The organism is Halomonas marinisediminis, assembly GCF_004347715.1.
In the GTDB taxonomy this organism is placed as follows: domain Bacteria; phylum Pseudomonadota; class Gammaproteobacteria; order Pseudomonadales; family Halomonadaceae; genus Halomonas; species Halomonas icarae.
In genome coordinates this window covers 46,585-59,512 of record NZ_SLTR01000007.1, presented here as the reverse complement: position 1 = coordinate 59,512, position 12,928 = coordinate 46,585, and the positions used below count along the sequence as shown (strand labels likewise).

The 12,928-nt window shown below is 65.1% G+C and carries 12 protein-coding genes; 5 read left to right on the top strand and 7 right to left on the bottom strand.

The genetic code is table 11. The annotated features are described in order from the left end of the window. Window positions 1-5 precede the first annotated feature (5 nt). From mreD to E0702_RS07095, 3 genes are all read right to left on the bottom strand, one after another. Window positions 6-500: a rod shape-determining protein MreD gene (gene mreD, locus E0702_RS07105; RefSeq protein ID WP_132042293.1), complete on the bottom strand. Its 495-nt coding sequence runs from the start codon at window positions 498-500 to the stop codon at window positions 6-8. Further along, entirely contained in the window at window positions 500-1,390 is an 891-nt protein-coding gene (mreC, locus tag E0702_RS07100; protein WP_240721691.1) for a rod shape-determining protein MreC, read from the bottom strand. The genes mreD and mreC overlap by 1 nt, the downstream gene beginning before the upstream one ends. 75 nt (window positions 1,391-1,465) lie before the next feature. Beyond that, window positions 1,466-2,503, bottom strand: coding sequence for a rod shape-determining protein (locus tag E0702_RS07095; RefSeq protein ID WP_132042291.1), 1,038 nt, complete (start codon window positions 2,501-2,503; stop codon window positions 1,466-1,468). A gap of 173 nt (window positions 2,504-2,676) precedes the next feature. On the opposite strand from E0702_RS07095, the gene gatC reads away from it, so the two are divergent. Genes gatC through E0702_RS07075 form a run of 4 tightly spaced genes read left to right on the top strand, consistent with a single transcriptional unit; the run spans window position 2,677 to window position 6,493 of the window. Continuing rightward, on the top strand, window positions 2,677-2,964 hold the full coding sequence (gene gatC / locus E0702_RS07090; RefSeq protein WP_132042290.1) for an Asp-tRNA(Asn)/Glu-tRNA(Gln) amidotransferase subunit GatC: 288 nt from the start codon (window positions 2,677-2,679) through the stop codon (window positions 2,962-2,964). A gap of 26 nt (window positions 2,965-2,990) precedes the next feature. Then, on the top strand, window positions 2,991-4,451 hold the full coding sequence (gatA, locus tag E0702_RS07085; protein WP_132042289.1) for an Asp-tRNA(Asn)/Glu-tRNA(Gln) amidotransferase subunit GatA: 1,461 nt from the start codon (window positions 2,991-2,993) through the stop codon (window positions 4,449-4,451). Beyond that, window positions 4,451-5,905, top strand: coding sequence for an Asp-tRNA(Asn)/Glu-tRNA(Gln) amidotransferase subunit GatB (gatB, locus tag E0702_RS07080; RefSeq protein WP_132042288.1), 1,455 nt, complete (start codon window positions 4,451-4,453; stop codon window positions 5,903-5,905). Before gatA ends, gatB begins: the two co-directional genes overlap by 1 nt. A 36-nt stretch (window positions 5,906-5,941) precedes the next feature. Further along, a complete protein-coding gene (locus E0702_RS07075; RefSeq protein ID WP_132042287.1) occupies window positions 5,942-6,493 on the top strand; it encodes a cupin domain-containing protein in 552 nt (183 codons plus the stop codon). A 10-nt stretch (window positions 6,494-6,503) separates the two neighbouring features. Here E0702_RS07075 and E0702_RS07070 read toward each other — a convergent pair whose 3' ends face one another. From E0702_RS07070 to E0702_RS07060, 3 genes are all read right to left on the bottom strand, one after another. Further along, the gene (locus E0702_RS07070) at window positions 6,504-6,674 is read right to left on the bottom strand and encodes a DUF6435 family protein (protein ID WP_132042286.1); all 171 of its coding nucleotides are present in this window, start codon (window positions 6,672-6,674) and stop codon (window positions 6,504-6,506) included. Window positions 6,675-6,841: 167 nt separating this feature from the next. Then, entirely contained in the window at window positions 6,842-8,329 is a 1,488-nt protein-coding gene (locus E0702_RS07065) for an aldehyde dehydrogenase (RefSeq protein ID WP_240721693.1), read from the bottom strand. 26 nt (window positions 8,330-8,355) lie between these two features. Beyond that, window positions 8,356-9,756 (bottom strand): aspartate aminotransferase family protein, encoded by a 1,401-nt coding sequence (locus tag E0702_RS07060; RefSeq protein WP_132042285.1) that lies wholly within the window; start codon window positions 9,754-9,756, stop codon window positions 8,356-8,358. A 266-nt stretch (window positions 9,757-10,022) separates the two neighbouring features. Here E0702_RS07060 and E0702_RS07055 point away from each other — a divergent pair, with 266 nt between their 5' ends. Beyond that, the gene (locus tag E0702_RS07055; RefSeq protein ID WP_132042284.1) at window positions 10,023-11,969 is read left to right on the top strand and encodes a Na+/H+ antiporter NhaC family protein; all 1,947 of its coding nucleotides are present in this window, start codon (window positions 10,023-10,025) and stop codon (window positions 11,967-11,969) included. A gap of 151 nt (window positions 11,970-12,120) precedes the next feature. Here the strand turns inward: E0702_RS07055 and E0702_RS07050 are convergent, their stop codons facing one another. Then, window positions 12,121-12,864 (bottom strand): gamma-glutamyl-gamma-aminobutyrate hydrolase family protein, encoded by a 744-nt coding sequence (locus E0702_RS07050; protein ID WP_132042283.1) that lies wholly within the window; start codon window positions 12,862-12,864, stop codon window positions 12,121-12,123. Window positions 12,865-12,928 lie beyond the last annotated feature (64 nt).

The window sequence follows — 12,928 nt, the reverse complement described above, 5'->3', positions numbered from 1 at the left end:
TCCGATCAGCCACCGGTAAGCCGCCGCCCCAGTGCATTGAACAGGGTGGCGAACCAGGGCCAGAGCAGCGCGCCGATCAGCGCCGGCGTCAGGAAGGAGAGATGAATGGAGAAGGGTCCCAGCAGGGTTCGCAACCACTGCTCACCCAGCTGCATAAAGCCCAGCAGCACCAGCACCATCAGAGCCTGCTGGAGCAGCGAGTAGGCACGAAATCGCGGATAGACCAGGGCACACAGGAAGGCCAGCAGCGACAGCAGCAGGGCGTTCTGCCCCAGCACGGCTCCCTCGATCAGGTCGAGCAGGATGCCCAGCACGAAGGCGTGAAGGACACCCACCCGAGTGGGTGTCTTCATGCACCAGTAGATCAGCATCAGGCCCAGCCAGTCAGGCCGCCAGATCTGCCAGCCTTCGGCCAGCGGCATCACCTGCAGGCAGAGCGCCAGCAGCAGGGAGCACCAGATCCAGGGAAGCGCCAGGTTGGCGGCGGACGGGACGGCCATCAGCGTGCCTCCTCGTGGCCATCATGGGCGGTAGCCCGACGCGTATCGGCCTCATCGCTCACCGCGCGGGCGGCCTGGATGGCGCTCAAACTGACATCACCTTCCCAGCCGGGGTCATCGAAGCGCGATCGACTCGGCGGGAAGAGCAACAGGAAGTGACGCGAGCGCTGCAGCTGCGCCACCGGGGCCGCGGTTACCCGGGCGAAGGGCTCGCCCGGATCATGCACCACTGCGTTCACCCTCGCCACCGGATAGCCCGGGGGAAAGCGCCCGGCCAGGCCGGAAGTGACCAACAGATCCCCCTTGCGGATATCGGCGGTGTCGGGAACATGTCGAACATCGAGGCGATCATAACGGCCGCTGCCCTGAAGAATATAACGGAGGCCATTGCGATTGATGCGTACTGGCACCGCATGACTGACATCGGCCACCATCAGCACCCGGCTGGAGTAGGCGAGCACCGAGGTCACCTGCCCTACCAGTCCGGCGGCATCCATCACCGGCTGCCCGACATAGACCCCATCGCGGCGACCGCGATCCAGCACCATCTGGTGGGCGAAAGGGTCCGGGTCCAGTGACAGCAGTTCGGCGGTCATAAACGGCATATCATGCTGGCGAGCGGCGACCAGCAGCTCGCGCAGGCGCACGTTCTCGGCGGTCAGGTCCGCCATGCGCTGCACTCGATGGGAGAGCGTTAGAAGCTGTTCACGCAACCGCCGGTTCTCGTCGACCAGGTCACGCTGATCGGAGAGTGCCAGGGTTCCCCAGCTCAGTACGCTACTGGGCAGACTGACGATCCACTGGATCGGCGCCACCGCCGTGCTGAGCTGGGCACGCACCTCCTCCATGCGGGTCAGGCGAAGATCGGCAACCATCAGCGCAAGCGCCATGATCGTGCAGACCAGCAGACGATAGATGGGCAGCGATCCCTGCGAGAACAGCGGCTTGATGACGCGTCTCCCGGGTCAGTCGCTGGACAGCAGCTCGAAGGTGTGTTTGTCGATCATCTCGAGGGCCTTGCCGCCCCCCCGCGCCACACAGGTCAGCGGGTCCTCGGCCACGATCACCGGCAGACCGGTCTCTTCGGCGATCAGCTTGTCGAGGTCACGCAGCAGTGCACCGCCCCCCGTCAGCACCAATCCACGCTCGGCGATGTCCGAGGCGAGCTCCGGGGGAGACTGCTCCAGGGCATTCTTCACCGCGGCGACGATGGAGGCCAGGGTCTCCTGAAGCGCATCCAGGATCTCGTGTGAGTTCAGGGTGAAGCTGCGGGGAATGCCCTCGGCCAGATTGCGGCCGCGCACATCGATCTCGCGAAGCTCGCCGCCCGGATAGGCACAGCCGATCTCCTCCTTGATGCGCTCGGCGGTGGCCTCGCCGATCAGGCTGCCGTAGTGGCGACGCACATAGCCCGTGATCGCCTCGTCGAAGCGGTCGCCGCCGACGCGGATCGACTCGGAGTAGACGACGCCGTTCAGGGAGATAATGGCGATCTCGCTGGTGCCACCACCGATATCCACGACCATGGAGCCCTGGGCTTCCTCCACCGGCAGACCGGCGCCGATGGCGGCCGCCATCGGCTCCTCGATCAGGAATACCTCGCGGGCACCGGCGCCCTCCGCGGACTCCTTGATGGCGCGACGCTCCACCTGGGTCGACATGCAGGGCACGCACACCAGTACCCGGGGGCTGGGCGTCAGGAAGGTGCTCTGATGCACCTTGCGGATGAAGTGCTGCAACATCTGCTCGGTAACGGTGAAATCGGCGATGACGCCATCCTTCATCGGCCGGATGGCCGTGATGTTACCGGGGGTGCGGCCCAGCATGCGCTTGGCGTCGGAGCCCACGGCGGCCACGCTGCGCATGTTGCCGGACTGGCGAATGGCCACGACCGATGGCTCGTCGAGCACGATGCCTCGGCCGCGGACGTAAATCAGCGTATTGGCCGTTCCCAGGTCGATCGAAAGATCGCTGGAGAACAGTCCCCTCAAGCGTTTGAACATGGAAGTCGTTACCTAGTGCAGTCCGGGAGCCCTGTGCGGAGGCAAACGGTATCACCGCGCCCCCTCAGCAGCAAGCAAAACCCCGGGGCAAGGGCGCACCGAGACCCTGCCCGCGCGACGCCGAATATGGTACCTTCAGCGGCCTGATTTTTTTCATCGAGGACATCCGACTCATGGCGCTTGAACACGCTGACGTGCTCAGGGCCGCGCATCTTGCCCGGCTCGGCCTCTCCGACGAAGACGCCACCCACTACCTGGACGACCTCGGCCGCATCCTCGAGATGGTCGACCACCTCCAGGCGCTGAACACCGAGGGCATCGCGCCCCTGGCCCACCCGCTGGATGCGACCCAGCGGCTGCGCGCCGACGAGGTCACCGAGACCGACCGTCGCGACCATTTCCAGCGCTGTGCCCCGGCGGTGGAAAATGGCCTCTATCTGGTACCCCGCGTCGTCGAGTAAGCCACTGCCTACGGAGCCTCCGGCCCATGCATGACAAGACACTGACCGAACTCGCCGCCAGCCTGGCGGCGGGCGAGTTCACCAGCCGCGAGCTGACCGAACACCAGCTCGGCCGCATCGAGCGCCACGATGGCGCCCTCAACAGCTTTATCACCGTCACGCCGGACGCGGCGCTGGAAGCGGCGGACCACGCCGATGCCGCCCGCGCTCGTGGCGAGGCCGGCCCGTTGACCGGCCTGCCAGTAGCGATCAAGGACCTGTTCTGCAGCGATGGGGTACTGACCACCGCCGGCTCGAAGATGCTGGCCAACTTCGTCGCCCCCTATGACGCCTGCGTGGTGGAGAGGCTCAAGGCCGCCGGCACGGTAAGCCTCGGCAAGACCAACCTGGACGAGTTCGCCATGGGCTCCTCCAACGAGAGCAGCGCCTTCGGTGCGGTGCAGAACCCCTGGGATACCACCGCCGTACCCGGTGGCTCCTCCGGCGGCAGCGCCGCCGCGGTAGCCGCGGGCCTGGCGCCTGCCGCCATGGGCACCGATACCGGCGGCTCGATCCGCCAGCCCGCTGCCTTCTGTGGCATCACCGGACTCAAGCCCACCTATGGGCGCATATCGCGCTGGGGCATCATCGCCTACGCCTCGAGCCTCGATCAGGCGGGCCCCATGGCGCGAACCGCCGAAGACTGTGCGCTGCTGATGAATGCCATCGCCGGCCATGACCCCAGAGACTCAACCTGCGTGGCCCGCGGTGTGCCCGACTACACCGCCGACCTCGCTGCTCCGCTGTCCGGCCTGAAGATTGGCCTGCCCAGGGAGTATTTCGGCGACGGCCTCGACCCCGCGGTGGAAGCCGCCGTGCGCGAGGCAGTGGCGGTCTACGAATCACTGGGCGCCACGGTTCGCGAGGTCAGCCTCCCGCACACGCACTACGCCATCCCCGCCTACTACGTGATCGCCCCGGCGGAGGCTTCGTCCAACCTGTCGCGCTACGATGGTGTGCGCTTCGGCCATCGCTGCGAAAACCCCTCTGATCTGATCGACCTGTACAAGCGGTCACGGGCCGAGGGCTTCGGCGAGGAGGTCAAGCGACGCATCCTGATCGGGACCCACACCCTCTCCGAGGGCTTCTTCGACGCCTACTACAAGAAGGCCCAGCAGGTACGCCGGCTGATACGCCAGGATTTCCTCGACGCCTTCGAGGAGGTCGATGTGCTGATGGGGCCAACGTCCCCCACCCCGGCCTTCGATCTCGGCGCCCAGAAGGACCCTGTCTCCATGTACCTCCAGGATATCTACACCATCGCCGTCAACCTGGCCGGTATTCCCGGCATCAGCGTGCCGGCCGGCTTCGTGGGCAAGCGCCCGGTGGGGCTGCAGATACTCGGCACCCACTTCGCCGAGCAGCGCCTGCTCAATGTCGCTCACCGCTACCAGCAGGCCACCGACTGGCACCTGCGTCGCCCCGAGCTTGCCGAGGAGAACGCCTGATGCAATGGGAAACCGTGATCGGTCTGGAAGTTCACGTCCAGCTCGCCACCCAGTCCAAGATCTTCTCCGGCGCCTCCACCGCCTTCGGCGCCGACCCCAACACCCAGGCCTGCGCCGTGGATCTGGGCATGCCCGGCGTGCTACCGGTGCTCAACGAGCAAGCGGTGGCCATGGCGGTGCAGTTCGGGCTGGCGATCCACGCCGAGATCCCCGAGGTCTCGGTATTCGACCGCAAGAACTACTTCTACCCCGACCTGCCCAAGGGCTACCAGACCAGCCAGATGTATCACCCCATCGTGGGCCCCGGCGAGGTCGAGATCGGCCTGGATGATGGCACGACCAAGCGCATCCGGGTCCACCACGCCCACCTCGAGGAGGATGCCGGCAAGTCCCTTCACGAGGACTTCCATGGCATGACCGGTATCGATCTCAACCGTGCCGGCACGCCCCTGCTGGAGATCGTCTCCGAGCCGGACATGCGCTCGGCGAAGGAGGCCGCCGCCTATCTCAAGGCGATCCACTCCATCGTGACCTATCTGGGCATCAGCGACGGCAATATGGCCGAAGGTTCGATGCGCTGCGACGTCAACGTCTCGGTGCGCCCCAGAGGACAGGCCGAGTTCGGCACCCGCGCAGAGATCAAGAACGTCAACTCCTTCCGCTTCGTGGAGCGCGCCATCGAGTTCGAGGTGGAGCGCCAGATCGAGCTGATCGAGGATGGCGGCGAGGTGGTCCAGGAAACCCGCCTGTTCGACCCCGAGCGCGACGAGACCCGCAGCATGCGCACCAAGGAGGAGGCCAACGACTACCGTTACTTCCCCTGCCCGGACCTGCTGCCGGTGGTGCTCGACGCGGCCTACGTCGACCATCTGCGCGAGAGCCTGCCGGAACTGCCCGACGAGAAGCGCGCCCGCTTCCAGGGCGAGCTGGGGCTCTCCGCCTACGATGCCGGTGTGCTCGCGGCGAGCCGCGAAATGGCCGAGTACTTCGAAGTGGTCAAGGACACCTGCGGCGATGCCAAGCAGGCCGCCAACTGGGTGCAGGGGGAGCTCTCCGGCGCACTCAACCGTGAGGGGCTATCGATCCACGACAGTCCGGTCAGCGCCACTCAGCTCGGCGGACTGATCAGTCGGGTGATGGACGACACCATCAACGGCAAGGCCGCCAAGCAGGTATTCCAGGCGCTCTGGAATGGCCAGGGCGTGAGCGCCGATGAGGTGATCGAGGCCAAGGGACTCAAGCAAGTCACCGACAGCGGCGCCATCGAGGCGATGATCGACCAGGTGATCGGCGACAGCCCCGCCCAGGTGGCCCAGTACCGCGACGCCGAACCCGAGAAACGCGGCAAGATGATCGGCTACTTCGTGGGGCAGGTGATGAAGGCGTCTCGCGGCACCGCCAACCCACAGCAGGTCAACGCGCTGCTCAAAGACAAGCTGGACGCCCTGTGCTGATGCCCGGGATGCTCCAGCAAGCCAAGGAGGTCCGGCATGGCCGATGATGTAGGCGAACGGCTGCGCGCCTTGCGCACCCTGCGCGGCATCTCCCAGCGCGAGCTGGCCAAGCGCTGCGGCGTGACCCACTCCAGCCTGTCGCTGATCGAGCAGGGCAAGGTGAGCCCCTCGGTCAGCTCGCTGAAGAAGATCCTCGATGCCATCCCCATGAGCGTCGGCGACTTCTTCACCCTGGAGCTGGAGTCGGGACGACGCGTCTTCTATTCGGCCGAGGAGCTGGCCGATGTGGGCTCAGGGGACGTGGTGTTCAAGCTCGTGGGCGCCGACCGTCGTGATCGTGCGCTCTCCTTCATGGTCGAGACCTACCCCCCCGGGGCCGATACCGGCCGCGAGATGATCACCCATCAGGGTGAAGAGGCCGGCGTGGTGCTGGAGGGCGAGATCGAGATCACCATCGGCGCAGAGACCCGCACGCTCAAGGCCGGCGAAGCCTACTACTACGAGACCAACGTGCCCCACCGCTTTCGCAACCCGGGCGACGAACCCTGCCGCCTGGTCAGCTGCGCCACCCCGGCGCGAGCGTTCTAGGGCCCAAAGCTCACTCTTGCTTTAGCTTGTCGATCTGAGCACGCAACGCCTCCGCCTCCTCGGTGAGGGAGGCGTTGGCGCGCATGTCGCCATTGCGAGCGGCCTGCATCGCCTGCTCGAGTTTCTGCTCGTAGGCCTTCTGCAGCTTCTTCGCCGGATCCGTCTTGAAGAGTCCGAACATGGGGCACCTCCTGTGGGGACGTGTCTCCACAGGCTATCCTCTCCATGACGATAAATCTATACAAGAGCTGTACTGAAAAGAGCTGTACTGAAACTCCGATACTGTAAGAAAAAGAGGCCGACACCCGGGTGCCGGCCTCCTGCTTATCGCTTCATCGTGGCATCGCGTCAGCTGGAGAGCGATATCCACACGCTCTTGAGCTCCGAATACTCCTGCAGCGAATGGTGAGACTTGTCGCGGCCGTTGCCCGACTGCTTGACCCCGCCGAAGGGCATGGTCTGGTCGCCGCCGGCCCAGTTGTTGACGAACACCTGGCCCGACTCCAGGCGCCGGGTCACGCGCATGATGCGGTCGATATCCTGACTCCAGAGGCCTGCGGCCAGGCCATAGACGCTATCGTTGGCAAGCCGCACGGCCTCCTCCTCGCTGTCGAAGCCGAATACCGAGAGCACCGGGCCGAAGATCTCCTCACGCCCGATGGCCATCTCCGGGGTCACGCCATCGAACACCGTGGGGGTAATGAAGAGCCCGGGGCCGTCCAGGGCCTGGCCGCCGGCACGCAAGCGGGCGCCCTCCTCCTGACCCTGGCGAATAAACTCGAGCACCCGACGGTACTGGGTCTCGTCGACCATGGCGCCCATGAAGCTGTCGGGGTCCAGCGGGTCGCCCGGCTGCATGGTCTTGGCGCAGGCCACCACCTTGTCGATAAAGGTCTCGCGGATCGAGTTCTCCACCAGCAGTCGTGAGCCGGCGATGCAGACCTCGCCCTGGTTATGGAAGATCGCCTCGGCGGCGTGCTTGGCCACTCGATCCAGGTTCTTGCAATCGGCGAAGACGATATTCGGGCTCTTGCCACCGCACTCCAGATAGAGCCGCTTGAGATTGGACTCGCCGGCGTACTGCATCAGCTGCTTGCCTACCCCGGTGGAGCCGGTGAAGGCCAGGCAGTCGACGTCCATGGAGAGCGCCAACGCCTTGCCCACGGTGTGACCGAAGCCCGGCAGCACCTGGAAGACACCACGCGGAATCCCCGCCTCCTGAGCCAGCTGGGCCAGGCGCAGGGCCGACAACGGAGACTTCTCCGAGGGCTTGAGGATCACGCTGTTGCCTGCCGCCAGCGCCGGGGCCACCTTCCAGGCGGTCATCATCAGCGGGAAGTTCCAGGGCACGATGGAGGCCACCACCCCGAGCGGCTCCCTGAGCACCAGGGCAAGGGCCTCCTCACCGGTGGGGGCCACCTCGCCGTAGAGCTTGTCGATGCATTCAGCCTGATAACGGAAGCAGCCGATGGCGCCCGCCATGTCACCCAGGGCACTCTGGATCGGCTTGCCCATATCGAGGGTATCGAGCAGCGCCAGCTCCGCCTTGTGGGTCTCCATCAGGTCGGCCAGGCGCAACAGCACCCGCTTGCGCTTGCCGGGGGCCAGTCGTGACCAGGCGCCACCCTCGAAGGCGGCACGCGCATGGCTGACGGCCACATCCGCGTCGGCGGCATCACAGCTCGCCACCTTCGCCAGCACCTCGCCGGTGGCCGGGTTGACCGTCTCAAAGGTCTCTCCACTGGCCGCCGGGACGAAGACATCATTGATAAAGGCGCGGGACTCGAAGGTCAGGTCGGCGGCACGCTGGCGCCAGCCGGCCAGGGTCTGGGGCATTTCGTTCTTGAACATCTCGGAATCACTCACGTCAGGCTCTCCTTGATCTTGTCGGGCGTGGTGACAGCCAGCCGCTGATGGGTAGCGTCAAGGGCGGCGCGCGCCTTGTCGACCAGTTCGTCGATCTCTTCACGGCTGATCACCAGAGGGGGCGAGATGATCATGGTATCGCCCACAGAACGCATGACCAGCCCCGAGGCGAAACTGTGGTCGCGGCACAGGTTGCCTGCCCCCAGCGCCTTGTCGAAGCGCTCACCGGTCTCGGGGTCCACCAGCTCCAGGGCCCCCACCAGTCCAAGCGAACGCGCCTCGCCGACCAGCGGATGGTCACCAAGCTCTCCCCAGCGTTCGGCCAGGTAGGGCCCCAGGTCGTCACGCACCCGCTCGACCACGCCCTCGGCCTCCATCAATTCCAGATTCCTGAGCGCCACCGCCGCACAGGCGGGGTGTCCCGAGTAGGTGAAGCCGTGGAAGAACTCGCCCCCCTCTTCGATCAGGGTATCGGCCACGCGATCCCCGACCAGCACCCCTCCGATGGGCAGATAGCCCGAGGAGAGTCCCTTGGCGATCGGCATCAGATCGGGCTCGAGATCATAATGGACGCTACCGAACCACTCCCCCAGGCGGCCGAAGCCACAGATGACCTCGTCGACCACCAGCAGGATGTCGTACTTGTCGAGTACCGCCCTCACCGCCGGCCAGTAGCTCTGCGGCGGAATGATGGCACCACCGGCACCCTGCACCGGCTCGGCGATAAAGGCTGCCACGTTCTCCTCGCCCAGCTCGAGGATCTTCGCCTCCAGGGCCGCGGCACACTCGAGACCGAAGGCGTCCGGGTCCTGCCCCGCCGGTCGCCCCTCGCCGAACCAGTAGGGCTGCCGCACATGGCTGATGCCCGGCACACAGGGACCGCCCTGCTCATGCATGGGGGCCATGCCGCCAAGGCTCATGCCGGCCACGGTGGAACCATGGTAGCCATTCTCACGACCGATGACCCACTGCTTCCCGGGCTTGCCCTTGAGCGCCCAGTAGCGTCGCACCATGCGCAGCACCGTATCATTCGCCTCGGAGCCGGAGCCCGTGAAGAAGACACGATTCATATGCTCGGGCGCCAGCGAGACCAGCTTTTCCGCCAGCTGCACCGCCGGTGGGTGCGTGGTCTTGAAGAAGTTATTGTAGTAAGGCAGCTGATGCATCTGTTCCGCGGCGGCCGCGACCAGCTCCTCACGGCCATAACCGAGATTGACGCACCACAGCCCCGCCATGCCGTCGAGGATGCGATTGCCCTCGGAGTCGATGATATAGACGCCCTCGGCGCGTTCGATGATGCGGCTGCCCTCCTCCGCCAGAGACTTGAAGTCGGTGAACGGGTGCAGATGATGCGCGCGATCGAGGCGCTGCAGCTGGCCAGTCTTCGAGGCTGACATGACGAAGCCCTCCCGGGATCGATGGTGTAAGATGTTATTGTTTAATCAACATACCCTCCCCTGCGGCATCTGCCAACCCCTTTCCAAAACATGGCGACAATATCTCTATAAAATATTGATTTATATGGAAATATTGAGAATTTAAAAAATCGACATTCAACTAAAGTTATGACAAACACCTTGACGCCCCCAACCCTCTAGGTCATTTTTCATTGACGCCCTGCACACTCGCTCGGCGCCATCAACAACAAGCACCCGGAGCGAACATGACCACGATCCTGAGCAGCTGGACGATGCGTCTGGCCCTACTACTGACACTCTGTCTCGGCACACTGCCCAGTCAGGCGGCAACACTCAGCACGCCCGATACGATCCTGCAGGGCGTCGCCTTCGACCTGACCCTGGAAGAGCTCCCCGAAGGTTCCCTCACGCTGCGCCTCAACGACCAGACCTTCGAGGTGGTCGGTGTCGATGGCGGCAGCGCGCTGGTCGAGGGGCTCACCCTGAACGACAGCGCCGCCAGCCTCGAGCTGATCGATGCCAGCGGGAGCACGCTGGCCAGCGAGACGCTGACGGCAATTCCCGCCTGGCTATCGCTGCTGCCGGCCCTGGTGGCGATCGTCCTGGCACTGGCGTTTCGCCAGGTGATCCTGGCACTCTTCGTCGGCATCCTGCTGGGCGGCTGGATCATGCACGGCATGGATTTTGGCGCGCTCTCCAGCGCCTTCGGCGACTCGGTCAATGTGCATGTCCTTGAGGCTGCCAGCGACAGTGAGCACATGTCGATCGTGCTGTTCTGCCTGCTGATCGGCGGCATGGTGGGCATCGTCTCCCGCAACGGCGGCACCCAGGGCATCGCCCAACGCATTTCCCGGGTCATACGCGGGCGACGCCAGGCACAGACCTCGACCTTCCTGCTGGGGATCGCGATCTTCTTCGATGACTACGCCAACGCGCTGATCGTGGGCAACACCATGCGCGCGATCACCGACAAGATGGCGGTCTCCCGGGCCAAACTCGCCTATATCATCGACAGCACCGCGGCTCCGGTCTCCGCCATCATGCTGGTGACCACCTGGATCGGCTTTCAAGTGGGGTTGATCAGCGAGGCGATGAGCAACATCAGTGACTGGAACGAATCGGCCTATTCGGTATTCGTCAACGCCATTCCCTACAACGCCTACCCGATCCTGGCCCTGGCCTTCGTGTTCATGACCACCTGGCTGGGTCGCGACTTCGGTCCGATGCTCACCGCCGAGCGCCGAGCCCTCGACGCGGGCGGCCGTCGCACCACCCTCAGCGACCGCGAGGCGATCGTCGAGGAAGCGGAGATCAATACCAAGCCCAATATCCCGATTCGGGCCATGAACGCCATCGTGCCGATGCTGGTGCTTGCCGCCATCACCCTCGGCGGCATCTATACCACCGGCCTCGAGGCCCTGGGGCCCGGCTCCCACTCCCTGCGCGACATCTTCGGCGAGGGCGACTCCTTCAGCTCGATGATGTGGGGCTCCCTGGCTTCCTGCGTGGTCGCCGTCATCATGACCCAGGCCCAGCGCCTGATGGCCATGACCGAGACCAGCCACTACTGGTTCGAGGGCGTCAAGTCGATGCTGCTGCCGATCACCATCCTGATGATGGCGTGGGCACTGGCCAACGTGAACGCTTCCCTGCAGACCAGCGACTTCCTGGTGGCGGCCCTCGGGGAAAGCCTCAGCCCGGCATGGCTGCCCGCGGTGATCTTCGTGCTGGCCGGCTTTACGGCCTTCGCTACCGGCTCCTCCTGGGGCGTGATGGGCATCATGATGCCGCTGGTCGTGCCCCTGGCCTGGGCCGTGCTGGAGCAGAACGGCATGAACGGCACGGCGGAAGGCATGCCCATCCTCTACGCCTCGGTGGCGTCGGTGCTTGCCGGCGCGGTCTGGGGAGACCACTGCTCGCCGCTGGCAGATACCACCCTGCTCTCCGCCATGGCCAGTGGCTGCGATCTGGTCGAGCATGTCCGCACCCAGCTTCCCTATGCCCTGCTGGTGGGGGCGGTGGCGCTGATCTTCGGCAACCTGGCGGTCGGTTACGGCATCAGCTGGTGGCTGGGACTGGCGGTCGGCGCCCTGCTGCTGCTGGGTACCCTGCTGGTCGTCGGCAGGCGTCCCGAGCGACAGCCCGCCACTGCCCAGACAGCCATCGACCTCCCGGATCAGGCGTCCCGATAACGACTCTGGCGCCATCCCCCTAGAACCTCCAATGGAACCTCCAATAGAACCACAGAGCCCGCGGCCATGGCCGCGGGCTCTGTGAATTGGCGCATGTTAGCTTGGTGCATGCCAGGCTGACGACATCGCGCCAGCCTGCTTCTCATAGTGACTAGCGCGAGTTGACGCAGGCCGCGGCGAAGCCCTGGAAGATGGCGTCGTACAGGGGATGGCTGGTGGGCTGCCACTCCGGGTGCCACTGGACCCCCAGCGCGAAGGCACTGGCATCACGCACGGAAATGGCCTCGATCAGACCATCCGGCGCGACGCCCTCGACGCTCAGGCCATCGCCAAGCCGGTCGATGCCCTGCTGATGAAGCGAATTGACCCGGGCACCGCGCTCGGGATAGAGGCCGGCCAGCACCCCACCCGGCTCGATGGAGAGTTCATGGGTCGGCGCATACTGCTGCTCGGCATCGCCCTCGGGCTCACGGTGGTCGAGCTTGCCTGGCTGATTCTGCACCGCCTGATAAAGCGTGCCGCCGAAGGCCACATTGAGCTCCTGAAAGCCGCGGCAGATACACAGCAGGGGCATGCCTCGCTCCAGGCTGGCCGGCAGCCAGGCCATGGCCGCGGCATCACGGTCCTTGTCATCACGGGTATTCTCCGGCGCCCTCTTGGCGCCGTAGCGTGCGGGCTCCACGTTGGTATGGCTGCCGGTCAGCAGCAGGCCATCGAAGTGGGACAGCAATCGCCGGGCATGGTCGGGGTCGGTATCTTCCCATACCGGCAACACCACTGGGTCCAGCCCGTAGGTGCGCAGTGCCGTCAGATACTTGTCGGTCACCATATGGGCCGGATGACCTTCGACCTCACGACGACAGGCGATCACTGCCACCAGGGGACGGTTTTGCATGAGATTCTCCTCAGGGTTGTTCCCTCTCATCGACACCCGGCGTCGATCAGGGGTTGCTGGCCGG

Excerpts from the sequence above, each read along its gene's own strand:
- mreD (WP_132042293.1), bottom strand. The coding sequence starts at position 500 with ATGGCCGTCCCGTCCGCCGCCAACCTGGCGCTTCCCTGGATCTGGTGC.
- gatC (WP_132042290.1), top strand. The coding sequence starts at position 2,677 with ATGGCGCTTGAACACGCTGACGTGCTCAGGGCCGCGCATCTTGCCCGG.
- mreC (WP_240721691.1), bottom strand. The coding sequence starts at position 1,390 with ATGGCGCTTGCGCTGATGGTTGCCGATCTTCGCCTGACCCGCATGGAG.
- E0702_RS07065 (WP_240721693.1), bottom strand. The coding sequence starts at position 8,329 with ATGCCCCAGACCCTGGCCGGCTGGCGCCAGCGTGCCGCCGACCTGACC.
- E0702_RS07055 (WP_132042284.1), top strand. The coding sequence starts at position 10,023 with ATGACCACGATCCTGAGCAGCTGGACGATGCGTCTGGCCCTACTACTG.
- E0702_RS07060 (WP_132042285.1), bottom strand. The coding sequence starts at position 9,756 with ATGTCAGCCTCGAAGACTGGCCAGCTGCAGCGCCTCGATCGCGCGCAT.
- gatB (WP_132042288.1), top strand. The coding sequence starts at position 4,451 with ATGCAATGGGAAACCGTGATCGGTCTGGAAGTTCACGTCCAGCTCGCC.
- E0702_RS07050 (WP_132042283.1), bottom strand. The coding sequence starts at position 12,864 with ATGCAAAACCGTCCCCTGGTGGCAGTGATCGCCTGTCGTCGTGAGGTC.
- gatA (WP_132042289.1), top strand. The coding sequence starts at position 2,991 with ATGCATGACAAGACACTGACCGAACTCGCCGCCAGCCTGGCGGCGGGC.
- E0702_RS07095 (WP_132042291.1), bottom strand. The coding sequence starts at position 2,503 with ATGTTCAAACGCTTGAGGGGACTGTTCTCCAGCGATCTTTCGATCGAC.
- E0702_RS07075 (WP_132042287.1), top strand. The coding sequence starts at position 5,942 with ATGGCCGATGATGTAGGCGAACGGCTGCGCGCCTTGCGCACCCTGCGC.
- E0702_RS07070 (WP_132042286.1), bottom strand. The coding sequence starts at position 6,674 with ATGTTCGGACTCTTCAAGACGGATCCGGCGAAGAAGCTGCAGAAGGCC.